The organism is Thalassobellus citreus (assembly GCF_044385915.1).
Lineage (GTDB): Bacteria > Bacteroidota > Bacteroidia > Flavobacteriales > Flavobacteriaceae > Thalassobellus > Thalassobellus citreus.
This window is the reverse complement of sequence record NZ_JBISCC010000124.1, coordinates 177,677-203,109: the sequence shown is the minus strand read 5'-3', so window position 1 is coordinate 203,109 and position 25,433 is coordinate 177,677. Positions and strand designations below refer to the sequence as shown.

General features: G+C 32.1%; 22 protein-coding genes. 9 read left to right on the top strand and 13 right to left on the bottom strand.

All coding sequences use genetic code 11. The annotated features are described in order from the left end of the window. Positions 1 to 65: 65 nt before the first annotated feature. Positions 66 to 449 carry a DUF983 domain-containing protein gene (locus ACH5TX_RS09805; protein WP_439339323.1) on the top strand — a complete coding sequence of 128 codons (384 nt, stop codon included), beginning with the start codon at positions 66 to 68 and terminating at the stop codon, positions 447 to 449. 119 nt (positions 450 to 568) lie between these two features. Here ACH5TX_RS09805 and ACH5TX_RS09800 read toward each other — a convergent pair whose 3' ends face one another. From ACH5TX_RS09800 to ACH5TX_RS09755, 10 genes are all read right to left on the bottom strand, one after another. Beyond that, positions 569 to 1,609, bottom strand: a complete 1,041-nt coding sequence (locus tag ACH5TX_RS09800; protein WP_439339322.1) for an NAD(P)/FAD-dependent oxidoreductase — start codon at positions 1,607 to 1,609, stop codon at positions 569 to 571. Positions 1,610 to 1,693: 84 nt separating this feature from the next. Then, positions 1,694 to 2,584 (bottom strand): type IX secretion system ring subunit PorN/GldN, encoded by an 891-nt coding sequence (gene porN / locus ACH5TX_RS09795; protein ID WP_439339321.1) that lies wholly within the window; start codon positions 2,582 to 2,584, stop codon positions 1,694 to 1,696. Between the two features lie 41 nt (positions 2,585 to 2,625). Further along, a complete protein-coding gene (gene porM / locus ACH5TX_RS09790) occupies positions 2,626 to 4,191 on the bottom strand; it encodes a type IX secretion system motor protein PorM/GldM (RefSeq protein WP_439339320.1) in 1,566 nt (521 codons plus the stop codon). Between the two features lie 47 nt (positions 4,192 to 4,238). Then, positions 4,239 to 4,877, bottom strand: coding sequence for a type IX secretion system motor protein PorL/GldL (gene porL / locus ACH5TX_RS09785; protein ID WP_439339319.1), 639 nt, complete (start codon positions 4,875 to 4,877; stop codon positions 4,239 to 4,241). A 100-nt stretch (positions 4,878 to 4,977) separates the two neighbouring features. Continuing rightward, the gene (porK, locus tag ACH5TX_RS09780) at positions 4,978 to 6,333 is read right to left on the bottom strand and encodes a T9SS ring complex lipoprotein PorK/GldK (RefSeq protein WP_439339318.1); all 1,356 of its coding nucleotides are present in this window, start codon (positions 6,331 to 6,333) and stop codon (positions 4,978 to 4,980) included. 162 nt (positions 6,334 to 6,495) lie between these two features. Further along, positions 6,496 to 7,662: a formimidoylglutamase gene (locus ACH5TX_RS09775; RefSeq protein ID WP_439339317.1), complete on the bottom strand. Its 1,167-nt coding sequence runs from the start codon at positions 7,660 to 7,662 to the stop codon at positions 6,496 to 6,498. A 123-nt stretch (positions 7,663 to 7,785) separates the two neighbouring features. Next, entirely contained in the window at positions 7,786 to 10,311 is a 2,526-nt protein-coding gene (gene topA, locus ACH5TX_RS09770) for a type I DNA topoisomerase (RefSeq protein WP_439339316.1), read from the bottom strand. Between the two features lie 137 nt (positions 10,312 to 10,448). Further along, complete coding sequence (locus ACH5TX_RS09765) at positions 10,449 to 11,231, bottom strand: hypothetical protein (RefSeq protein WP_439339315.1); 783 nt, start codon at positions 11,229 to 11,231, stop codon at positions 10,449 to 10,451. Positions 11,232 to 11,249: 18 nt separating this feature from the next. After that, entirely contained in the window at positions 11,250 to 12,020 is a 771-nt protein-coding gene (locus ACH5TX_RS09760) for a hypothetical protein (protein ID WP_439339314.1), read from the bottom strand. A gap of 109 nt (positions 12,021 to 12,129) precedes the next feature. Further along, positions 12,130 to 13,347: an LVIVD repeat-containing protein gene (locus tag ACH5TX_RS09755; RefSeq protein WP_439339313.1), complete on the bottom strand. Its 1,218-nt coding sequence runs from the start codon at positions 13,345 to 13,347 to the stop codon at positions 12,130 to 12,132. A 167-nt stretch (positions 13,348 to 13,514) separates the two neighbouring features. Between ACH5TX_RS09755 and miaB the strand changes: the two genes are divergently transcribed. The 8 genes from miaB to ACH5TX_RS09715 all read left to right on the top strand — a co-directional run bounded on the left by miaB (position 13,515) and on the right by ACH5TX_RS09715 (position 21,968). Continuing rightward, entirely contained in the window at positions 13,515 to 14,963 is a 1,449-nt protein-coding gene (miaB, locus tag ACH5TX_RS09750; protein ID WP_439339312.1) for a tRNA (N6-isopentenyl adenosine(37)-C2)-methylthiotransferase MiaB, read from the top strand. Positions 14,964 to 15,029: 66 nt separating this feature from the next. Then, positions 15,030 to 16,298, top strand: a complete 1,269-nt coding sequence (locus tag ACH5TX_RS09745) for a sigma-54 interaction domain-containing protein (protein WP_439339311.1) — start codon at positions 15,030 to 15,032, stop codon at positions 16,296 to 16,298. Positions 16,299 to 16,392: 94 nt separating this feature from the next. Then, positions 16,393 to 16,902 carry an LptE family protein gene (locus tag ACH5TX_RS09740; RefSeq protein WP_439339310.1) on the top strand — a complete coding sequence of 170 codons (510 nt, stop codon included), beginning with the start codon at positions 16,393 to 16,395 and terminating at the stop codon, positions 16,900 to 16,902. Between the two features lie 34 nt (positions 16,903 to 16,936). Then, positions 16,937 to 17,878, top strand: a complete 942-nt coding sequence (locus tag ACH5TX_RS09735; protein ID WP_439339309.1) for a DUF8458 domain-containing protein — start codon at positions 16,937 to 16,939, stop codon at positions 17,876 to 17,878. Beyond that, on the top strand, positions 17,878 to 18,228 hold the full coding sequence (secG, locus tag ACH5TX_RS09730; protein WP_439339308.1) for a preprotein translocase subunit SecG: 351 nt from the start codon (positions 17,878 to 17,880) through the stop codon (positions 18,226 to 18,228). Before ACH5TX_RS09735 ends, secG begins: the two co-directional genes overlap by 1 nt. Positions 18,229 to 18,375: 147 nt before the next feature. Further along, a complete protein-coding gene (locus tag ACH5TX_RS09725) occupies positions 18,376 to 18,651 on the top strand; it encodes a co-chaperone GroES (protein WP_042498021.1) in 276 nt (91 codons plus the stop codon). A gap of 105 nt (positions 18,652 to 18,756) precedes the next feature. Next, positions 18,757 to 20,388, top strand: coding sequence for a chaperonin GroEL (gene groL, locus ACH5TX_RS09720; RefSeq protein ID WP_439339307.1), 1,632 nt, complete (start codon positions 18,757 to 18,759; stop codon positions 20,386 to 20,388). Between the two features lie 155 nt (positions 20,389 to 20,543). Further along, positions 20,544 to 21,968: a pectate lyase family protein gene (locus ACH5TX_RS09715; RefSeq protein WP_439339306.1), complete on the top strand. Its 1,425-nt coding sequence runs from the start codon at positions 20,544 to 20,546 to the stop codon at positions 21,966 to 21,968. Positions 21,969 to 22,027: 59 nt separating this feature from the next. Here the strand turns inward: ACH5TX_RS09715 and ACH5TX_RS09710 are convergent, their stop codons facing one another. From ACH5TX_RS09710 to ACH5TX_RS09700, 3 genes are read right to left on the bottom strand one after another with little or no spacing between them, the layout of a single operon-like run. Next, positions 22,028 to 22,405, bottom strand: coding sequence for a heavy-metal-associated domain-containing protein (locus tag ACH5TX_RS09710; protein ID WP_439339305.1), 378 nt, complete (start codon positions 22,403 to 22,405; stop codon positions 22,028 to 22,030). Between the two features lie 28 nt (positions 22,406 to 22,433). After that, on the bottom strand, positions 22,434 to 24,671 hold the full coding sequence (locus ACH5TX_RS09705) for a TonB-dependent receptor (protein ID WP_439339304.1): 2,238 nt from the start codon (positions 24,669 to 24,671) through the stop codon (positions 22,434 to 22,436). A 1-nt stretch (position 24,672) separates the two neighbouring features. After that, a complete protein-coding gene (locus ACH5TX_RS09700; protein WP_439339303.1) occupies positions 24,673 to 25,395 on the bottom strand; it encodes a heavy-metal-associated domain-containing protein in 723 nt (240 codons plus the stop codon). Positions 25,396 to 25,433 lie beyond the last annotated feature (38 nt).

Genomic DNA, 25,433 nt, shown 5'->3' with positions numbered 1-25,433 from the left:
AGAGCTTTAATTATTAAAATCTTATTTTTGCTCTATAATTGAGATTGCAAAAATACATTAAAAATATGTTTAAAAAAGGAACAAAATTACATAGTATTTTAACAGGCTCTTGCCCTAAGTGCCACGAAGAATCTATGTACAAAAACAAGAATCTTTACAAATTTTCTTCAGTTTTAGACATGCATGAAACCTGTAGTAATTGCCAAACGAAATACAGAATTGAACCTTCTTTTTTTTACGGCGCTATGTATGTTAGCTACGCTGTTGGTATTGCCTTTGCTGTAGCAGCCTTTATAATTTCATTTTATTTTTTTAAAGCTAGCATTAATATCGTCTTTGTGTCTATTATTTTAACTTTAATTGTTTTTCTACCAATAATTTTGAGGCTTTCAAGAAATATATGGATAAACTTCTTTATTCATTACAACAAAGATTTAGCTAAAAAATAATTTTTATTTGGGCGTTACCCCTATCGGGTCGGGCTTTCTGCAGTCGCTTCCCGATGAAAAAATCGGGAGAGCTCCAACAATGCTTCAATCCCTAACGCAAACACACGATATAAAAAACTTTACAAAAAACGTTTAATATCAATCTCTTTCTCTAAAGCAATTTCGTTTTCAATATAGTTAAACAGTTGCTTTGCAACATAAGGTCCAATCATAACACCTCGCGTACCCAAACCATTTAACACAAACATGTTTTTATAATCTTGATGTTGCCCTACTAAAGGCCGCCTATCTTTAACCGTAGGACGAATACCAGCAACCTGTTTCACTACTTTGTAATTGCAACTAATAAGTGTATCTAATTTACTTAAAAGTTCTTCTTTTGCTTTTACTGTTGTTTTATTTGTGGTGTCTTCCCATTCGTATGTTGCTCCTACAATATATAAATCGTTTCCTAATGGAATTAAAAACACACCAGCTTTTAAAACATAATCAATCTTTAATTTAGGAGCATGAATTACAAGTAGCTCACCTTTTGTTGGCACCAAAGGCAATTTATTAAAATATGGATTTTTTACAACGCCAAAGCCTTCTGCAAAAACGATATACTTCGATGTTATATTTTTATATCGAATAGTATCTTCTTCAACTTTTAAATCATCATAATTAAATGATTCTTCAAAAAATAAATTCTTTTTTAATAAATCAAATTTATAAGCATTCATTAAAGTTTTTACATCTATTCTTCCTGTTTTTAAAACTTTACCAAAACCAAATGACGCAGTAATTGACTCATTTTCATTTTTAATAATATCTGTTGAAAGATATTCGGTAAGTTTAGGCTTATCGGACGCAGCAAACCAATCGTTTTGCTCTTCTAATGATGCAAATTTTCGGTATACAGGTGTTTTATAATCTAACTTAACATTTAATACTTCCTCCAATCTTTTATACATGGGAAGTGCAATACCTAACTGTTCTTTACTTTTCCAAACAGAGGTAAAACGTTTTAAAACAACAGGATTATACAAGCCTCCTGCAACAGTTGATGATTGTTGTGATTTATCATCAAACACAATAAAACTTTTGTTATTAGCTTTTAACTGTTCGCAAAAACTAATACCAGCTAACCCAATACCAACAATAATATAATCTACATTCATATGCCCGTAAAGGTAATTATAATGACAAAAAAAAGACTATCATTTTCAGATAGTCTTTTTTACTTTTTTAAAATTTTGTATGAATTAGTATGTCCACATATCTAATTCAAAATCTCTAATTTTATCTTTAATTCTTTCAGATTCTAACAATTGCATCAATGCATTTTGTGACACATATTCAGTAATCTTTCTGTCTCCTTGCTCATTTTCTTCTTTAAAAATATAACCTTGAAAACGTCTAGAATTTAAAATATGATCAAAAGAAAATGGAATTGAGCTATTTTCATTATTAAAAGCTTTAGCTTCATGTAATACTTCTCTAGCATCTGGAAAAAACACCCAAAAAAGAGGCACTAAATCTGGGTTTTCATCTTCAATAAAGTTTACATCTGGTGCTACAGGAGCAATACCAATAAGTCTGTATTTCATTTCCGCTTGACGCTTATCAAAATACCAAAGCCCTCTAATATGATACTCTGTAATATCTGCAGCTGTAATATCTCTTCTATCAATATACTCTGGAGATAATTCCTCTCCAGCATTTAATTGCTCAATACCAAGCTCGGTAGTATCTATTTTAGTCAATGCAGACTCAATATCCTTTAAAGTTCTTTTTGTAGTAAAATAAGAGTCATCATAGATATTTTTTATTTCACCGCTTTTAATATTCTTCATAAGCACATCGTACAATGAACGTCTATCTTTTCCAATATTATTCGTATCTATTGGATAGTAAAGCGGAAAGTTTGCTCGTTCATCTAAAACGACTTTTTCCCATACCGTTTTTGAAAAAAGAATATCTCTATCGTCAACATAACCATATTCTAATGGTTTATCGTTATCGATTGCTTTTTGTGCTTCTGTTCTCACCCCAATTTCCTCAGGACTTTTAGCATTTAATATATTAGCTTGTGCGAATACACCAGATACTGAACAAACAGTTACAACGGTTAATAAAAAACTTTTTAATTTCATCTCAATTTACTTTTATTAATTAGGACACATTTCCTAATGAATTAATTTGTAAGCTCAATAATAATTGGTGATACTTTTTTAAGTCTTACACTTACACCACTTGCCTTAGCTTGAATATCAAATATTGTAATACTAGATCCACGCTTAGCTTTAGTCAATATTGCTTGAGCTCTGCTATTTAATTTATTACCTGCTACATCTACTGTAGGCTGTCCAGGAACTTTAAATTTAAATCCTGTTACACGTAATGGTAATTCAAAATCGAAATCATCAAACTTCGCTCCAACAGTTGAGATTTTAAGACTTCCTCTTTGCATTTTAATAGCACCATCTTCACCTCTTACTGTACCAGTTGGTTTTGGTAAATCTTTAATTCTAAATTTAGCATTATCTCCAACTTTTTTACCATCTGGCAAAGTACCTGTAACATTTATTGTTACTTCTCTTCCTTTAATTTTTGTAGCATCCATTACATAGTTACTACCACCAGCTCTAGATAAACCTTGAGCACTAGCTGTTACTTTATTATCTGGAATACCAGCAAAAGAAATAGTCATTGGGTTTTTAACACCGCGATACACTACATTCATTTTATCTGCAGAAATAGTTGCAGCATTTGGTTTAGCTACTGTAGCGAATGATTGCTTAACAGGAACTTCTACTGGTTCTCCATCTTGCATAAAAATTAATTTACCAACAATTTTATGCTCACCAACACCTCCTGTACCAACTTTCAACTTCACCTTTCCTCCTTCAATACTAAAGTCTTTATCCTGAACTAATTTTCTTCCATCCAAAGTTAACTCTACACTATTAGGCTTAGTAGAAGCATCTGTACGACCCAATACAATTTCTCCATCAAACTGCTCACCATTAAAATAAGCAGATTTAGATGTTTCCATCAATGTTGAATAGTTCTTCATTGATACTTCGCCTTTTAATGTTCCTTGTAACATTTTAGCTAACACTTCAGACTCTGTTGTTTTAATATCAGCTTGTAATTGTGTCATTTTAGTTAATGATGCTACTAAAGGAAACCCTTTATAGTGATAATCTAACCATCTTTGTTTTATATTATCTCTATTACGAACATCATCCGTATTAAATTTCTTTTTTACATCTTTAATAACATCTTCCATACCTGGTGTTCCTTCTAATATAGATGCAACTCCATCTCTGTACGAAGCTATTTCAGCTAAAAACTTTTCGCCTTCATCTTTTAACTTGTCACCTTTGAAAAAATGTTCATCAAGGTAATCACCTTTATCCATAATTTCATAATCGGTAGGATCATCAAGTTTAGATGTCATTTTTCCTTTTAAATCTTCTAAATAACCATCAAATTTATGGGCTAATCCATCTATTTGATCTGCTTTAGATTTTAATAATCCATATTTTGCTGGTTCTTCAGCAGCTTTTACATCTAAACTAGCTACAAAACTAGCATTCCTAGATTCTGTTGCTTCATTAGACTCAGTAAGCTTTTCGTTCATTAATCCGAAGGCTGAAAGCACTTCTTTAGACATATTTAAAGCTAGCATTGCTATAAATATTAAATACATCAGATTAATCATTTTCTGTCTGGGTGATAAATTTCCTCCTGCCATTTCTAATTAGGTTTTTGGTTAATATTAAATTTGGGATTAACCCCTAATTAGTTCTTATTCATCGCAGACAACATACCGCCATATACACCATTTAATGAAGATAAATTAGATGCTAAAGATTGCATTTGCTCTTTTAACTTTGCTGCATTTTCAACAGACTCTTCGTTAATTGAAGCTTGCTTGTTAGCACTTTCTAATTGTACTTTATATAAACTATTTAATGATTCCATTTGAGCTGCTGCTAATGATAATTCTTCACCATATTTTTTAGTAGCTTCTATTGAATCAGCTGTAGAAGACATATTTTTTGCTGCACCTTCAAAGTTTTTGATACTATCACCTAAACTAGCTATTAATTCACCATCAATTTTAGCTTCTTTTAATAAGTTATCTAATTTTTGTGATAATAATCCTTGTGCATCTTCTTTTCCTTCTTTTTTACTAGTCTGACCTCCAGCTAATTCTGGATATACTAAAGACCAATCTAATTCGTCGTCTACTGGTTCAAACGCTGAAAGCGCAAAAATAATTGCTTCAGTTACTAGACCCAAGGTTAACATAAAGTTACCTGTAATGAATCCAAACTCCATATGAGTGATTTTGAAAAGTGCTCCAATAATTACAATTGCCGCTCCTAATCCGTAAGCCATGTTCATGAACTTCTTACCTGCTTTTGAATTTGCCATAATTTTCGATTTTTTAATTTTAAGTATTTCTACTTAAGTAGGTTAATTAAATAGGTTATTTATTGATTTGATTAAATTTATTATACTCTTTAGGTGTTCGTTACTGTTTAGTTACTTTTGTCCCCATGTAATCTTGTACGGTTCTGAACCCTATAAAACTTCTTGCAGAATCTGCATATTCGTAATCTCTTGTACTAACTTGTAAAAAATAAGCAACATCTTTCCAAGACCCACCTCTTACTACTTTACGTTTATTATTTTTATCGTTTACACTTGGATTAATTGTAGATGTGTATTCATATGAATTAGGATCATAAGAGGCGTCAACCCACTCAGAAACATTACCAGCCATATTATATAAATTATAATCATTTGGCTCATAAGACTTTGCTTCTACTGTATACAAAGCTTGATCTGCTGCATAATCTCCACGTACTGGTTTAAAGTTTGCCATAAAACAACCTCTATCACTTTTAGTGTAAGGACCACCCCATGGGTAAGTAGCTGCCTGAAGACCTCCTCTAGCTGCATATTCCCACTCAGCTTCACTAGGTAATCTAAATGTGTTTACCATAGCAGTTCCCTTTTTAGATTTTTGGTAAGAGTTTTTATTAATAGTTCTCCATTCACAAAAGGCTTTAGCTTGTTTCCAAGTTACGCCAACTACTGGATAGTCACTATATGCGTCATGCCAAAAATAATCGTTGTGCATAGGCTCGTTGTATGAATATGCAAAATCTCTTATCCATACTGTTGTATCTGGATAAATTTCAATTTCTTCTTTCTTAATAGCATCTTTTCTACTTATACCTCTGGTCTTTGCCGCTTCTTGTATATCCATATAGTTATACTGAAACTTAAATTTCTTAACATCCCATGTACGTTGTCCGTTATAAGATTCTTCTAAAGGTAAATACATAGTGTCCATAACCTCAGCATAGTATTCATCTGGATATTCTGATGTATCGTAAACTAAATCAATATCATGATTTATCTTTCTACCCTCATAACCTGTTGGTCCTAAACCGGTATAGTTTTCAAACATATATTTTTCATATACAGACATATTTGCTGTATCTGCATCTTTAAAAGCATACTCTCCAATACCACCATCTTCTGGTACTTTAGCTACTTCATCAGCTAAAACTGCTAGTTTCATTCTAACTATAGAATCTCTAACCCAATTAACAAACTGGCGATACTCGCTATTTGTAATTTCTGTAGCATCCATATAAAATGCTCTAACTGTTGCTGTCTTTGCAGGTGCATCATGAATTCCAGCCAAGTCATCATCGGCTTTACCCATTATAAATGAACCACCAGGAATTAGCTCCATACCATAAGGTTTTTCTGGATGCCATTTTTTTCCTTGTACACCAACCAATTCGCCTCTATCTTTAGAGCCACAACTAGCTAGTATTGTTAATACTGCGGTTAATAATATAAACTTCTTCATATCCATAGAAAACTCGAGGTTAATTTTTTTATGCTTTATTTCGAGAGCGTAAACATATTTATATATTTTTTAAAAAACAACTATTTATAGAAAAAAAGTACGTTTCGTCGTAAAAAAAACACTTTTCACCGATAAAATTAACACTTTAACCTAATTCGTTCTTTAAACACTATTTTTTTGAAACGCCTTATACCAACGCTCTGGCACTTTATTATTACACGCATCAAGATAATCTTGATGCATGCATGGTAATAACGTATGTCTTTTTAATTTATTATTAACATCAGCTAAAAAAGGAATCTCAATCCACCATCTGCCTGTTTTATTGCTCTTGTAAAACACTAATTCTTGTGATTCTACTAAAACAATAAATTTTTGATAATACCTTTCATCTGAAAAATCATCATCATTTACTCTGTAATTTACGCCTTCAATAAAATACCAGAGCATTTGAGACACAAGCATTGATGTAATTTCATCATCTTTTGATGGCTTATATTCGTATATTCCGAAAGATGATACTTTATTACTAATACCTGCATAACGTGCAATAGCACATATCTCCTTTCCATCTAAACCATTAGGAGAATACTTTTGATTTAAACTAACTTCTGCACCCTTTACAGAACTTAAATCAATACTAACAATATTTGCATCTCTTAATACAGGTTCTACAATGGTTATATCTTTTGACACTTGCCCTAATCTATAAGATTCGAAATACAAGTTATCCATTAAATCTATTTCTTCTTGCGAATTAAAGTAGGTTTGATAGCCTACAGTGGCATAATTAAACAGATTATAAGGTTCATCTAAAATTATTTTGCCAACAAAACTATTATTCTTCATAGGTTTTGCTGAATCTCCTAAATTAAATTTACAGTCAACATTAACAATATTTACCATAGGAATTAAATTATCATAAGCACGATAATTTGCATAAGTAAGATCTTGTGTACCTCCCAAGATAACAGGAATAATTTTTTTTGTTACAAGAACACTAATTGCTTCCTTTAAAGCAAAATAAGTATCCTCTACACTTTCGCCTTTGTTAATATCTCCTAAATCTGCAACAGTAGTATTCCAGCTTCCAGGAAAAAGACCATAAAAAGATTTTCTAATTTCGTTTAACTGAAATTCCTCTCCTATATAGTCAACATCGTTTCTATTTTCTAAAACACCTAATATAGCAATGTCAACATTCTCTAAATCGGGGATACCATTTTGAGTAGAGTGAATCCTAATTTTTCTTCCTAAAGCCTGTGAAGAAAGCAACTCGTTATGAGCTAAAACTAAATCTGAAACAGGAGACAGAAAACTAAAATTCATTAAATAGATAAAATTATTTTGATTCTTTTTTTACAAATATCAACAGAAAAAATGATTTTACAACAAAACTAAAAAATAATAATGACTATATAAATACCTAATAATAGGTATTTATATAAAAATCTATTTCTTCTTAGCAATTGTTTTCTTCTTTGCTGTTGTTGTTTTTTTAGTTGCTGTTTTTTTCTTAGCTACTTTCTTTTTAGGCGTATTTGCTTCAATAATTGCCTTAGCTTCTTCCAAAGTCATTTCAGTTACATCGACAGTTTTAGCTAATTCAACCTTTACTTTTCCTTTTAAAACATTATGTCTACCCCAACGTGCTTTTTCAACACGAATACCTTCATCTTCCCAATTATGAATAACTTTATCTATCTCTTTTTGAATTTTAGTTTCAATTAATTCAACTATTTCATCATCAGATAAATTATCCCAATCGTATTTTTTATTCACATTAATAAACATGCTGTTCCATTTAATATATGGTCCAAAACGTCCTTTACCTTTTTGAACAGGTAAATCTTTGTACATATATATTGGCGCATCTGCTTTTTGCTTTTCTTTAATTAAAACAATAGCATCATCAAGCTCAACGCTTAAAGGATCTACACCTTTAGGTAAGGACACGAAGGTATCTCCAAACTTAACATAAGGTCCGAAACGACCATTATTAACTAAAATTTCTTCACCTTCAAAAGTCCCTATGTTTTTAGGAAGCTGGAATAAATCCATAGCTTCTTCATAAGTAATTGTGTTTAACTGTTGATCTGGACTTAAACTAGCAAATTGCGGCTTATCTTCATCATCAACCGTTCCTATTTGCACCATAGGTCCAAATTTACCTAAACGCACACTTACTTGCTTTCCAGATTTAGGATCGGTTCCTAAAATACGCTCTCCAGATTCTCTAGCTGCATTTTCTTTAACATCTTCTACTACGGGGTGAAAATCTTTATAAAACGACTTCATCATTTTAATCCAATCTTCTTTCCCTTCAGCTATATTATCAAAATCAGCTTCAACTTTGGCTGTAAAATTATAATCTAAAATGTTTTCAAAATGATTAACTAAAAAGTCAGTAACTATCATTCCAATATCGGTTGGCACAAGCTTTCCTTTATCAGATCCTACTTTTTCAGACAACATAGTATCTATTAAATCATCGTTTTGTAATTTAAGTTGAGAATATTTACGCTCTACCCCTTCTACAGTGCCTTTTTCAATATAATTTCTATTCTGAATAGTTGAAATAGTTGGCGCATAAGTAGACGGACGACCAATACCTAACTCTTCTAATTTCTTAACCAATGAAGCTTCTGTAAATCTTGCTGGTGGACGCGTGTAACGCTCTGTTGCTGTAATATAACTATTAAGAAGCGCCTCGTTAACTTTCATTGCAGGCAACATTCCTTCTTGCTCTGCATGCTCATCATCAGTTCCTTCTAAATACACTTTTAAAAAGCCTTCAAAAGTAATAACCTCTCCGTTTGCCGTAAAGGTATCTTTGTGTGTTGAAGCACTTATTTTCACATTGGTACGCTCTAATTCTGCTTCACTCATTTGAGAAGCAATGGCACGTTTCCAAATTAAATCGTACAAACGCGCTTGATCGTAATCTATATCTACAGAATGTACTGCAAAATTTGTAGGTCTAATAGCCTCGTGAGCCTCTTGTGCTCCTTTTGCTTTACCTTTATAATTTCTTGGTTTACTATACTTAGAACCATATGCACTTTCTATCTCTGCTTGCGCTCCGCTTCTTGCTTCATCAGATAAATTTACACTATCTGTTCTCATATAAGTAATAAGTCCAGCCTCATATAAACGCTGTGCCATAGTCATGGTTTTACTTACTGAAAAATACAATTTACGTGACGCCTCTTGCTGTAAAGTAGAGGTGGTAAATGGTGCTGCTGGCGATTTTTTAGCAGGTTTTTTTTGTAAATCTGCGACTTTAAAATCGGCTGCCTTATTTGATTCTAAAAATTTATAAGCTTCTTCTTTTGAAGAAAATGTTTTTGGAAGTTTCGCTTTAAAAGACTGACCATCTTCATTTGAAAACTCAGCATCAATTCTATAAGAAGCTACTGGAGAAAAATCTTGAATACTTCGTTCTCTTTCAACAATTAAACGCACTGAAACAGATTGCACACGACCTGCCGACAAGCCTCCTTTTACTTTACGCCAAAGTACTGGAGACAATTCATACCCTACAATTCTATCTAATACACGACGTGCTTGTTGCGCATCAACTAAATCGTAATCTATACCTCTTGGATTTTCAACAGCCTTTTGAATCGCAGCTTTGGTAATTTCATGAAAAACAATACGTTTTGTCTTGTCTTTATCTAACTTTAAAGTTTCTGCTAAGTGCCACGCTATAGCCTCACCCTCGCGATCCTCATCACTTGCTAGCCATACCCATTCTGCTTTCTTAGCTAAATCTTTCAGTTTTTTTACAACTGCCTTTTTATCTTTTGAAACTTCATATGTTGGTTTAAAATCACCTTCTACATTTACACCTAATTCCTTAGAAGGAAGATCGGATATATGTCCAAAACTAGATTCTACTTTAAAATCTTTTCCTAAAAACTTTTCAATAGTTTTTGCCTTAGCAGGTGACTCAACAATCACTAAATTCTTCGCCATACTTCATTTTTTGAAGCTACAAATGTATGTGAAAAAAAGTTTATCTGCCTAATTTTAGAGATTATCTGTTAAATATTTAAACAAAAAAAACTGCATTTAACACTTAAAACACAGTTTTTTTATTCAAATGTTATATTCTATTCTGAAATTTGTCCTATTTCGTCAATAGCATCCTTTTCATCAAAGCCAATTACATTTTTATATATTAAATATAATGGATGAAATAAAAACGGTTGCAAAACCAAACCTCCTAATCCACATGTTAGCATAGTCAAAACCATCATACATACATAACTTACAATTAACAAGCCTATAGTTATTCCCCATTTTTTATTCCCTAGACTAAAACTAACTTTTACTATGTCTCCAATACTAAGTCCTGGGTTAAAAGCAAAAATCACCACAAAGAAAGATAATGGAACCATCATATAAATTAAAGGAATGTAACATAATAATGCTGATGGTATAGCAATTAATATAGAAATAAGCATCAATACAAAAACTTTGCTCAAATATTTTCCTTTAACAAAGTAAAAGAAGTCTGAAGTAGCAACTTGCTCATTATAATCTAAACTTTTCATTATTCTAAAAAAAGAAGCCTGTAACGCTATAGATATGGCTCCTAAAACAAATACACCTACAACCACAAATAGAACATACAACACAGACATACCTGTAAAAAAGCTATTAAATGCTTCTGAATCAGCATATCCATTTTCTTGTTGCGCAATTATCATTCCTATCAAAGGAATATACAAAACTACAATTAACGGAATCATTACAATTAATGTAAACACCTGAAGTAAAAGCCCCTGCACCCATGTCTTTTTAAACAATTCTATAGACCCACTAAAGATAGTTCCAAAATCTAAATGCTTAGCAGTTGCAATTTTTTGCAATAAACTGTTAATGGTATTCATATTATATTTTTTTAATTGTTAAAAATCGGAATCATCACGTTCACCTATGCGATCTATTTCACTCGTTTCATGAAACCCTACTACGTCCTTATATATAAAAAATACAGGCAAATAAACAATACCCATTGTAAACAATAGTCCTATACCACAACCTAAAATACCTAACATTGAAATTATTCCAGCAACAAACATAGTTCCAAAAGTTATTAGCCATTTTTTATTTCCTATTGCAAAACTTGCTTTAACAATTTCAACTTCACTTAAATCAGGGTTATTGGCTAAAATTATTGCAAAATAAGACAAAGGCACGAAAACGTAAATATAAGGTATGACAAATAATAATTGTGCAACTGTTACTATAGCTGCATAAATAATACCCAGCATAAAAATTTTACTAAAATATTCCTTTTTAAAAAAATAAAAATAATCGTCATTCTCACTCACACCTGAATCTACTTGTTTACAAATTCTATAAAAAGCACCAATAAAAAGGAGCGTTATTGTACTTGTTAAAATAGTTTGCGGCAGACTGTAAATTGCATTCATAGAATAAAACTCTGAAAAAGACTCAAAATTAAATCCCTCAACAAACAAATCTGTTTTAACCCCAAGACCTATTGTTGCAAAAAAAAAGCCAACAAGCATAGCTGCTATAATAATAAACAACACTACTATAAAACCTTTAAGCCAAACTTTTTTATATAAGTCAATACAATCACTAATAATTGTTCCGAAATCTAAAGCTGGAGCATTATCTATTTTTCTTTGTAAACTATCAAGTGTATCCATATATATTTAAAAATTTGATTGGTAATATTAGAATTTCAAATATACAGATATCGCACAAACAAAAAAACTGCTTAAAAGCAGTTTTTTCAAAAATAATATCGTCGGTTTTTTAGTTTAAAGAATAAGCACTTATTTGTTTTACACCATTTTCTACATAAACAAACTGGTACAATGTATTATTACCTATCATAAGTAATGTATCCTCTAACGGAATAACATCTTTAGACTGTATATTTTTAAATTGTTTTATCATCGCTATATTTAACGGGTCTTCTTTATCAAACAATTTTAATCCTGATGTACCATCACAAACGAACAAAGTATTGCCCTTAATTCCTAAACCATAAGGATTATCTAAAGTATATTGTTTTTGTAAAGTCGGATTGGTTTTATCACTAATATCAATAACTTCTAAAACACTTTCTTGTTGCCCGCAAAGGTTACCTCCTCTTAATGTTAAATAAGCAAAATCCCCATCAACAACTACAGGATCACAACCTTCCCAATGAGTGAATTCTGAAATCAATTCAGGTAATGACGGATTTGTTAAACTATAAATATACATACCATTAGTACTTCCTAAATACAAATAACCATCTGCTTGAAACATGGTTTCTATATTCCAACCTGAATATTGAGTATTAGCAAGTACGGGTTCTGACAAATTCTGAATATTAAAAATAGTCATATAAGAACTACCTACTGTATACAAATATTTATCAACTATTTGAAAACGCGCTAAAGAGCCACCTGTTCCCGTAGCAGATTCGGCAAAATCAAGAACTACACTATCAACAACCATATCATCATTTTTCTCTCTTTTTTCTGTTGTTAACGTCCAACCCACAATAATATCGGTTTCAAAATTCACATTATTAAAATCTGTTTCTTGTGCTTCAATGGGAATATTATAATTATAAACATCAAATACATCTTCTAATCGCTCAACTAAAGATATATTATTAATATCTGAAAGATCAAAAACCAACAAATCTATAGCACTATCGGCATATAAATAATCATCTTTTACAGATATATCTTCATTTCCAGGAATATTGATATACTTAATAGCTATTGGATTTTCAGGATTAGAATTATCAATTACATGAATTCCTTTATTTAAATCATTTACAAAAATGTAATTTTTATAAGCATAAATTTTACCAGCTTCCTTAATGCTTTTTGCTGGTGTAATCTCTACCGATTTTCTAAAATCCGATTTACTCATTAATTGTGGTGTTGCAACCTGCACAAGTTCATAATCATCATTATCACAAGAAGAAACTAAGACAAGAACTAAAGACAATAAAAGATATTTAAATTTCATAGTATTATGTTTTTTATTGAAGATGCACAAACAAGAAAAAGGTTGCGCAATTATTCCTACTAAATTTTCAATAAATAAATAAAATTTTAAAACTGCCACTTTGTCATAAAACATAAATAAATTATATCTTTGCATACTTATTGAACGATATGTGTTTGAAATAAACTATGGAAAAAACAATAGACGAAAGCAAACAAGGAGACTCATTAATTCTTGAACAAAAAGAAGGAAACACCCGTAAACTTTTTATTGAAAGTTATGGCTGCGCTATGAATTTTAGCGATAGCGAAATTGTTGCTTCTATAATGAAAGATCAAGGATTCAATACAACTCAAAACCTTGAAGATGCCGATTTAGTTTTAGTAAACACCTGCTCTATTAGAGATAAAGCAGAACAAACTGTACGCAAACGTTTAGAAAAATATAATGCTATAAAACGCGACCATAACCCTAAAATGAAAGTGGGGGTTTTGGGTTGTATGGCAGAACGCTTGAAAACAAAATTTCTTGAAGAAGAAAAAATTGTTGATTTAGTTGTTGGGCCTGATGCTTATAAAGATTTACCTAATTTATTAGCCGAAGTTGATGAAGGCAGAGACGCTATAAACGTTATTCTTTCTAAAGAAGAAACTTATGGCGATATTTCTCCTGTACGTTTAAACACCAATGGTGTTACAGCATTTGTATCTATTACCCGTGGTTGTGATAATATGTGTACGTTTTGCGTGGTTCCTTTTACTCGTGGTAGAGAACGTAGTAGAAACCCGCAAAGTATTATTGAAGAAGTTAACGATTTATGGAACAGAGGCTATAAAGAAATTACGCTTCTTGGACAAAATGTAGATAGCTACCTTTGGTATGGTGGCGGATTAAAAAAGGATTTTGATAAAGCCAGTGATTTACAAAAAGCTACGGCAGTAAACTTTGCTAATTTATTAGAAATTTGTGCCCAAGCACAACCTAAAATGCGTATTCGCTTTTCAACATCAAACCCTCAAGATTTAACTCTGGATGTGGTTGAAACCATGGCAAAATATCAAAATATTTGTAATCACATTCATTTACCAGTACAAAGCGGAAGTAATCGTATTTTAAAAGCAATGAACCGTTTACATACACGTGAAGAATACATGGAACTCATTGATAACATACATCGTATTCTTCCAAATTGTACCATCAGTCAAGATATGATTGTTGGATTCCCTACAGAAACCGAAGCCGATTTTCAAGACACTGTTTCATTAATGGAATATGTGAAATATCATTTCGGATACATGTTTACTTATTCAGAACGCCCAGGAACCATGGCAGGACGAAATATGGAAGACGATGTTCCTGAAGAAACTAAAAAAAGAAGACTTCAAGATATTGTCGATCTACAAAGGGTACATAGCGAAATTAGAACCAAAGCCTTTTTAAACACTACTGTAGAGGTTTTAGTTGAAAAAGAATCTAAAAAATCTGATGCACAATGGTCTGGAAGAACATCGCAAAATGTGGTTGCTGTTTTCCCTAAAGAAAACTATAAAATTGGAGACTTTGTAAATGTAAAAGTTACAGATTGCACAAGTGCTACACTCATTGGCGAAGCCATTGGCTTGAGTGAAAACAATTAAATTTTAAGATGAAACAACATACAATATTTAACGTTTTAAATTTCCCCTTTGGGGATTAAGGGGCTTATGGAATCAATTCAAGCTATAAAACAACGTTTTGGTATTATTGGAAACACACCATCACTAAATCGTGCTATTGAAAAAGCGATTCAAGTATCTCCTACCGATATTTCGGTACTGGTTACTGGAGAAAGCGGTGTTGGAAAAGAAAGTATTCCTAAAATAATACATCAATTATCACACAGAAAGCACAATAAATACATTGCTGTAAACTGTGGAGCCATACCAGAAGGTACGATTGACAGTGAGCTTTTCGGGCATGAGAAAGGTGCTTTTACAGGTGCTTCTCAAACCAGAAGTGGTTATTTTGAAGTCGCCGATGGTGGTACTATTTTTTTAGATGAAGTTGGCGAATTACCTCTAACAACTCAAGTCCGTTTACTGCGTGTTTTAGAAAATGGTGAATTCATAAAAGTAGGATCAAGTAAGGTTCAAAAAACAGATGTACGTATTGTTGCAGCAACAAACGTAAATATGTTTGAAGCTATTGAAAAAGAAAAATTTCGCGAAGATTTATATTATAGATTAAGCACCGTAGACATCCATTTACCACCTTTGCGCGAACGAAAAGAAGACATTCATTTACTATTCAGAAAGTTTGCTAGCGATTTCGCCTTAAAATACAAAATGCCAACGGTTAAACTTACCGATAATGCTATTCAAGTGCTTTTAAAACATCGCTGGGGCGGAAATATTCGTCAGTTACGTAATATTGCCGAACAAGTCTCTGTTTTAGAACAAAACAGAACTATTAGCGCCGATACGTTAAGCGGTTATTTACCAACATCAGGCACTAATTTACCTGCAGTTATTAAAACTTCTAAATCTGAAAGCGATTTTAGTAGCGAACGCGAAATTTTATATAAAGTCTTGTTTGACATGAAAAGCGATCTTAGCGATTTAAAGAAGCTTACAATGGAACTCATGAAAACAGGCAATATAAAAGATGTTGAAAAAGATCATGAAGGCCTTATTCAGAAAATTTATGGCAATGACGAAGAAACCGCAACTACTTTTGAAGAACCTCAAGAAAGCACTGAAGTTTTATCAATTCCTGAACATTCATCAAACCTTGATGACGTTATAGATATTCAAGATAAATATCATTTTGCCGAAGAGATTGAAGAAGAAGAAACGCTATCGTTACACGATAAAGAATTAGAATTAATAAAAAAATCACTTGAACGTCACAGCGGAAAGCGTAAATTAGCAGCTGCCGAACTAGGTATTAGCGAACGTACATTGTACAGAAAGATAAAACAATACGACCTTTAAAAGTAAGCATTAAAAACGCAACAAAACTAATAACCATTCGTTGTTATATTATTAATTAAATGTCACACTTAGCGCAGTCGAAGTGTCTTTTTATATGAAAAAATATTTTTTTTACTTTTTATTTTTAGCTTTTAGTGTTTCACTTTCAAGCTGTGGCTTCTACTCTTTTACAGGAGCATCAATTTCTCCTGATGTTAAAACATTTCAAGTAAATCGGTTTGAAAACAATGCTCTTTTAGTTGAACCTGGATTAGAACGAGATTTCAAACTTGCTTTGGAAGATTTAATTCAAAATCAAACCAACTTAAGCCTTGAAAAATCTAATAGCGATTTAGTTTATGAAGGTGAAATAACCGATTACAGAATTTCTCCAACTACTTCAACCTCGCAAAACACAGCAGCTCAAAACAGACTAACAATTAGTGTAAAAGTCAGGTTTTATAATAGAAAAAAAGAAGAGGACGATTTAGAGCAAACATTTTCATTTTTTTATGATTATAATGGAAGCGCACAATTAATTGGTAGCCAAAAAACAATAGCGCACGAAGAAATATTTGAACGCTTAACACAAGATATCTTTAACGCTACATTAGCAAAGTGGTAACTAAAAATAAAATGCATTAAATTTGGCTTAGCCAATGAATCAAACAGATTTTACATATATACTTCAGCATCCACAAGTTATAACACATCAGCAAACTGACGGTGTTAAATCTATTATTGATGCTTTTCCTTATTTTCAATCGGCACGAGCTATTTATCTTAAAGGACTAAAAAATCAGAGTAGTTTTAAATACAATCAAGAACTCAAAACTACAGCTGCTTATACAACCGATAGAAGTATTCTATTTGATTTTATTACCTCTGATGAATTTATTCAAAATGAAATTTCTCAATTCATAAAACAAAACACAGCACATTTAAAGGATATTGATGTTGATATTGAAGACATTTCAATAAACAAAAGCATCACTATTGATGATGAATTAAGACAACAAATAAAAGACACAGACGGCGTTTTAGACCCTACATTATTTGAAGCAAAAGAAAAACGCACAACAGATGAATCTGAATCTACAGAAACTGCTAACGAAAAAACAAAAACTCAAGAAGCATCTGCTTCGGATGTATTAAATTTAGGGAAACCGCTTCAATTTGAAAAAAGAGAAACCCATTCTTTTAATGAATGGCTAAAAATAGCAAGCTTTAAACCCATAGTAAGAGAAAAAGCTGAAGAGGTTACAAAAATTTCAGAAACAAAAGAAATTGCAGTAACCCCTTCAATTTCTAAAACCAAAGCCAAAAAATTTGAATTGATAGATAAATTCATCACTCAAAACCCTAAAATAAATCCAAAAAAGTCTATCTCATCTAAAGGCAATCTTGCAAAAGCTCAAATGATACAGCCAGAATCTTTAATGACAGAGACTTTAGCACGTATTTATGTAGAACAAAAAAACTATAAAAAGGCAATTCAATCTTATAGAATTTTAAGTTTGAAATATCCAGAAAAAAGTAGTTTCTTTGCAAACCAAATTAAGGCAGTAGAACAATTACAAGAACATAATAACAAAGAATAATGAGTACGTTTACAATATTTCTAGCATTAATAGTTGTAGTAGCATTTTTACTAATAGTGGTAATTATGGTTCAAAACCCTAAAGGAGGCGGATTATCTTCTTCTTTCGGAGGTGGTGGAACCCAACAATTAGGTGGTGTAAAAAAGACAACCGATTTTTTAGACAAAAGCACATGGGCTTTAGCAACATTATTATTAGTATTAATTTTACTATCTAACGTTGCAATAAACAAAGGTGGTGATAGCATCGATTCTAAAGCTTTAGACACAGACAATACTACAACAGAAGTACCTTTACCTGTTCCTGCTCAACCAGCAGAAAGCACTACAGATACAACTCCTGCAGAATAAGCAAGTGTTCTTTAAAATATAAAAAATGCCAACTAAATTTAGTTGGCATTTTTTGTTTCTGCAAGTTTGTCAGTTATCAAGTATTGGCACATTTTTAGCTTCTTGCTTAAACATAAATAATAATTTAATTATAAAAAGTAATATACAATGAGCTTAAACATTAAACCATTAGCAGACCGTGTTCTTATTGAGCCTGCTGCTGCTGAAACTAAAACTGCTTCAGGAATTATTATTCCAGATAACGCTAAAGAAAAACCACAAAAAGGAACTGTTGTAGCTGCTGGAAAAGGCACAAAAGACGAACCTATTACTGTAAAAGTTGGCGATACTGTTTTGTATGGTAAATATGCAGGAACAGAGCTTAAACTAGAAGGAACAGATTATTTAATTATGCGCGAGAGTGATATTCTTGCAATTATTTAAACAGTTCTTTTTCATTTCCGCCTAAGCGGAAATCTTACGAAACAAACTAGATTTTAATTAAAACAAGTTTCCCGCTTTCGCGGAAAAAATAAAACAAAAGATATTATGGCAAAAGATATAAAATTTGATATTGAAGCTCGCGACGGTTTAAAACGTGGTGTTGATGCATTAGCAAATGCAGTTAAAGTAACGTTAGGTCCAAAAGGGCGTAATGTAATTATTGGAAAAAGTTTTGGAGCACCTCAAGTAACAAAAGATGGGGTTTCTGTAGCTAAAGAAATTGAACTTGATGACGCTCTAGAGAACATGGGCGCACAAATGGTAAAAGAAGTAGCTTCTAAAACCAACGACTTAGCTGGTGATGGAACAACAACTGCAACCGTTTTAGCTCAAGCCATTGTAAAAGAAGGTTTAAAAAACGTTGCCGCTGGAGCAAATCCAATGGATTTAAAACGTGGTATTGATAAAGCTGTAGACGCTATTACTCTAGACCTAGAAAAACAAGCTAAAAAAGTAGGTAACTCATCAGAAATGATAAAACAAGTTGCTGCTATTTCTGCGAACAATGATGATACAATTGGCGAACTAATTGCTACTGCTTTTGGTAAAGTTGGTAAAGAAGGTGTTATTACTGTTGAAGAAGCTAAGGGTATGGACACTTATGTAGACGTAGTTGAAGGTATGCAATTCGATAGAGGTTATTTATCGCCTTACTTTGTAACAGATGCTGATAAAATGATTGCCGATTTAGAGAATCCATACATTTTATTATTTGACAAAAAGATTTCTAACTTACAAGAAATTCTTCCAATACTAGAGCCAGTTGCTCAGTCTGGTCGTCCTTTATTAATTATTGCTGAAGATGTAGACGGACAAGCATTAGCGACTTTAGTTGTTAATAAATTACGTGGAGGTCTTAAAATTGCTGCTGTAAAAGCACCAGGTTTTGGAGACAGACGTAAAGCTATGTTAGAAGATATTGCTATCTTAACTGGTGGTACTGTTATTTCTGAAGAACGCGGATTTACTTTAGAAAACGCTGACTTAAGCATGTTAGGTACTGCAGAAACAGTTACTGTTGATAAAGACAATACAACGATTGTTAATGGTGCTGGTGTTGCTAAAGATATTAAAGCTAGAGTAAACCAAATTAAAGCTCAAATTGAAACAACAACGAGCGATTACGATAAAGAAAAACTACAAGAGCGTTTAGCTAAATTAGCTGGAGGTGTTGCCGTACTTTATGTTGGTGCTGCTAGTGAAGTTGAAATGAAAGAGAAAAAAGACCGTGTTGATGATGCTTTACACGCTACAAGAGCTGCCGTAGAAGAAGGTATTGTTGCTGGTGGTGGTGTTGCTTTAGTGAGAGCTAAATCGGTTTTAGAAAAACTTACTACTGATAATTTAGATGAAACAACAGGTGTTCAAATCGTAGCACGTGCTATCGAAGCGCCTTTACGTACTATTGTTGAAAATGCTGGTGGTGAAGGTTCTGTAGTTATAAACAAAATTCTTGAAGGTAAAAAAGATTTTGGTTTTGATGCGAAATCTGATACTTATGTAGATATGCTTAAAGCTGGTATTATCGATCCTAAGAAAGTAACACGTGTAGCTTTAGAAAATGCTGCTTCTGTTTCTGGAATGATTCTTACTACTGAATGTGCTTTAGTAGACATTAAAGAAGATGTTCCTGCAATGCCTCCAATGGGAGGTGGCGGTATGCCAGGAATGATGTAAATAGAGAATCTCGATACATAAATTATTAAAAACGCTTCAAAATTAATTTTGAAGCGTTTTTTGTTTTAACTCAATTAAAAATGTAATCGATTACAGATAATTTATTAAATAAATAGATTACCTTTAAAAAATCATTTTTTTAAATTTTTAATCTTATGAAATTCTTCCAAATCAAACCTTACTTTTTTGTATTAGCCTTTTATTTAACTACTGTAATTTCAGCTCAAACTCCCGATTTTAGTATGGTTGGTTTTGCTACCCTAAACGGAAGCACCACAGGAGGCGAAGGCGGAGACATTGTAACCCCTACAAATTTAGCTGAATTAAAACAGTATATTGAAAATCCTTCAACACCTTATATAATAAGAATTGACAAAGAGTTCAATACAGGAGTTCAAACATGGGTTGATGCTGATGGTGGCATTGTAAATAGTAGTGATGCTGGAGCAATTGAAACAACATTTGGTGCCATTTTAAAAGTCGGCTCAAATAAAACCTTAATAGGAATAGACGATAAAGCATTCTTTAATCGTATTGGGCTTGTAATACAATGTCAGTCTAATATTATTATTAGAAATATTAAATTCACCATGAAAAATGTTCCTGCCACTAGAGACGGAGAATATAAAATTTTAGATACTGATGGGGTAACCACCATTGGAGATCCTGATTGTATAGGCATACAAGCCGATAAGGATAGTATTCCAGAACCTCAACGTATTAGTGAACATATTTGGATTGACCATTGTGAGTTTTATAATGAAAATATTTCAAGTAAAGACCGTTATGATGGTCTTATAGACAATAAAAACAATGTTCAAAACCTTACTATTTCATGGAACTATTTTCATGACCACTCTAAAGCTTTACTTTCTGGTAGTGGTAATAGTGATGATTACAATAGAACGATAACATTTCACCATAACTATTTTACGAGAATTGATGGTTCGCGCTTACCTCTTTTAAGATATGGTCAACATCATTATTTTAACAACTATATGGCAGACTGTCCTGGAGATGGAGTTAATGTTCGAATAAATTCGAACGCCTACATAGAGCAAAATTATTTTAAGAATTCAAAAAAACCGGTATTTGGTAAACTTTCAGAAAATGGTCAAGGAAAATTAATTGATAATATATTTGAAAATTGCAGCAGACTTCCTAGTGGCATTTCAAATGTTAATGGAGGCAAATCAAGCCCTTTAAGTTCTAGCGAAGATTTTGTTAGAGACTGTAATTTTACACCATCAAACTTATATACGTATTCTAATGTACTACATGCAACTACAGACATACCTAGCATAGTACCAACCTATAGTGGTATAGGGAAAATTTCCGCCGACCCTCTTAGCATTAATACTGATTCTATGCTAAACCATAAAGTATGGGTTAAAGAACATGTATTATTTATTAAAACAAAACCGCAAACTACTGCAACTATTTTTGACTTAAACGGAAGAACAGTTTATCAATCCGTATTAAATAAGGAATTAAACCTTATCCCTTTAAATTTAAGTGGATTATATATAATTAAACTAGAAAAAAGCAATGAAAATAATAATTTCAAAGTTGTCTTTTAATTATAAAACTATTTAAAAAAAACAAAACGCCCAAACTAAAATAGTTTGGGCTTTTTGTTTTAATCTTTATGCTCATCTGCTTCCTCAACCTTGTGATCTTTCTGAACAGCAACATCGCGATACCTACAACACGGATGTACTGTTGCATAAGCTTCATCGGTAGCTTTTAATTCTTTTGTATCATGACCAACAGCAACCACACTCTTTTTAATAGTTTTAACATCTGTTTTGCGTTCGTCAAAAATTAATTTTAACTCGTGTGTCTTCACATTCCACACAGCAGACTTAACACCTTTGGTGTTTAAACACGCTTTTTCAATTCTAGTTTTACACATCATACAAACACCATCTACTTCCATAGAAGCCTTTGCATTTTTATTTTGCGCAAATATTGTTGTTCCTATTAGCATAACTGCTAGTAATAATATTTTTTTCATCTGTTTATAATTTATTGTTTTTAAATTTTTATTTTATCTTAAATCTTAATCCTGCATAATAATTACTTCCATAAATAGGTCCGTACACAAATGTAGAATCAAAATTCGCACCAAAAGGATTATCGGCTCCTAAAATAGGATTTTTTTGCCTCACATTGGTCATGTTTTCACCTCCTAAATACACTTCAAACTTAGAAGAAAACACTTTAGTTACTTGCGCATTTAAAGTCGCTAAAGATGGTGTATTTGCAGCCAACTGATACTGCAAAGGATTTGATACTGTTGATGAAAAACGTTGTTTTCCTAACCAATTGTAAGTAGCATCAAACTTCCATTGTTTACCACCTTCTTTAACTTGTGTCTCATAGGATGCATTAGCAAACAATCGATGTTTTGGTATTAACGGCTTTTCTAGCTTACCTGAATTATACTGTGTTTGCACATCATAATATTTATATGCCATTCTTAAATCGAAATTCTTAAAAACATTATAATTCAATTCTAATTGAAAACTGTTCGCATAACTTTTTCCGTCGAGATTATAGAAACTAACTTCTTGTGGGTTTTCATAATCTACTACCACTTGATTTTTAAAATCGGTTATATAATAATCTAAAGTAATATCTGCTTTTCTTCCAAATAAATTAAACCCTTGCAAATAAGACATGCCGTAATTCCATGCTATCTCAGGATCTAAACCATAAACGCTGCCACCACTATTTACAATATTAATAACTCTTGACGTTGAAAACATATTTTGATTTTCTGCAAAAATATTAGCACTTCGTTTTCCACGTCCAACCGATGCTCGTAAAGCCGATTTCTCCCATGGTGTATAACGCACATGCAATCTAGGTGTTACAAATGTGCCTAATAAATTGTGATTATCTATACGAACACCCGCGGTTAGATTCAATTTATCTAAATTATCATAATTATATTCGAAAAAAGCACCTATAGAATGTTCGGTTCTTTCATAGGAAACAGTATTTACAAACTCATCATAATGATCATAAGTATAACTAACACCTGTTTTTATTTTATGCCTAGAATCGCTAATAATAGAATTATAAATAGCATTTGTGTACAAACTATTTTGTGTAATATCGTATTGATTTAAACCAAAATAAGAATCTTGTTTATGATTACTAAATGCTGTTTGAACACCCAAACTTTGATATGGAATTTCAGGATTTACATAGCCTAACTTAGCCGAAACTTCATAACGCCTCGTATCTATTTCGCTTCCCCAATGATTGGTTGTTAATTTATCGGTTTCTGGATTAAAATCAAGTTGCCCTGTTTGCTTTTCATCATTTAAAAATTTAAAATTTATAAAACTCACAAAGCCTTTTTCAGCATTGGTATATTGCCAACGGTTCATAACATTAATTTGATCGTATTGAGGCATATCTAAAAACCCATCATTATTAACATCATGTTTTCCATGATGGGTGTTTCCGTGTAAATATAAACCTGTATGCCATTTATCACTCACCTTCGTATTAATATGGGTATTTAATTCTAAACGCTCACTAGATGCTCCAAACAAATTAACAAACAACTTATTATCGGTTGTTGGTTTCACTAATTCAGCATTTATTTGTCCCGCAATACTTTCGTAACCATTAACAACACTCCCCGCTCCTTTTGTTATTTGTATGCTACTAACCCAAGTACCAGGAATAAAACTCAACCCAAAAGCTTGAGAAGCACCGCGAATGGATGGAATATTTTCTGTTGCAATTAAAATATACGGACTTGTTAATCCCAACATTTTAATTTGTCGCGTTCCTGTAATAGCGTCGGCAAAATTAACATCGATAGAAGGATTGGTTTCAAAACTTTCAGACAAGTTACAACATGCTGCTTTTAACAGCTCATCACTACTAACAGTAAAAACATTGGTAGCTTGCATATACGATTTTGAAGTTGCTTGTTTTCTAGAAGTTACTGTTACCTCATCTAAATTATCGGTTGGTTGCAACCAATGATGCACCATTTTTGGTTCTCGAATAGTTAAAGTATCGGTTTTAAACCCCACATAACTTATAACCAGTTTTGTGTTTTCTTTTGAATAAGAAATTGAAAATTTGCCATCTATATCGGTAACAACTCCAATAGATGTATTAAGCCAATACACATTAGCACCTGCTAATCCTATATGCTCGTTTTTATCGTTTGCTTCCATAATCATTCCGCTAATTTTATCTTGCGAATAAAAAACAGTAGGAAGCATTAATAATATATATACTATATGTTTCATTTTAATTGTAGGTTTTAAGCAGCATGATAATTGCCATAACAAGCATTATACTGTTCTCAATAAACGTTGCTTTAGTCATGGGAAGTTTTAAAGCGGTTCCTAAACAAGCACATTGAATGTTTTTTTTATCAAGCAATGCTTTTGTTACTCCAATGGTTGTAATTCCTAAAACAGTTAAAGTAATTATTAGGGCTATTGAAATTTCAATACGCATTAAAAACATAATACCAAGAGTAACTTCAATAAAAGGATACACCCAACCATACACTGGCACTACTTTAGCCAACGGATCGTACATTTTAAAAGATTTTGGAAATCCTTTTAAATCTAAAAGCTTAAAAAAGCTAAAAACAATATAAAACAAGCCCATAAAATCGAGCATAAAACTGCTAGCATCCCACGGCTTACTATTTAATAAAACGGATGCTATAATAATGTAAGCAAAAATTAAGAACACGGGAAACAACTGTTGTAAATCACTTTTTTGCTCTTCCTTAATAGGAAGCTGATTTTTAAATATGTTTTTTTCTGAAATAGTGTATTTATCAGAAATCGCTTTTTGCAATACATCAATTGAAATATGCTTAGTCATTTCAATGATGGCTTCTGCCTTTTCTAAATTTACGGTTGCATGGACAACATCTTCTAACGCGTTGAGTTTATCTTCAACAGATGTTCTGCAACCATTACAGGTCATACCTGTAACTGTATATGTATGTTTCATTTTGAAATATTATTTGAATGTTTAAGATTCTTTTTTGA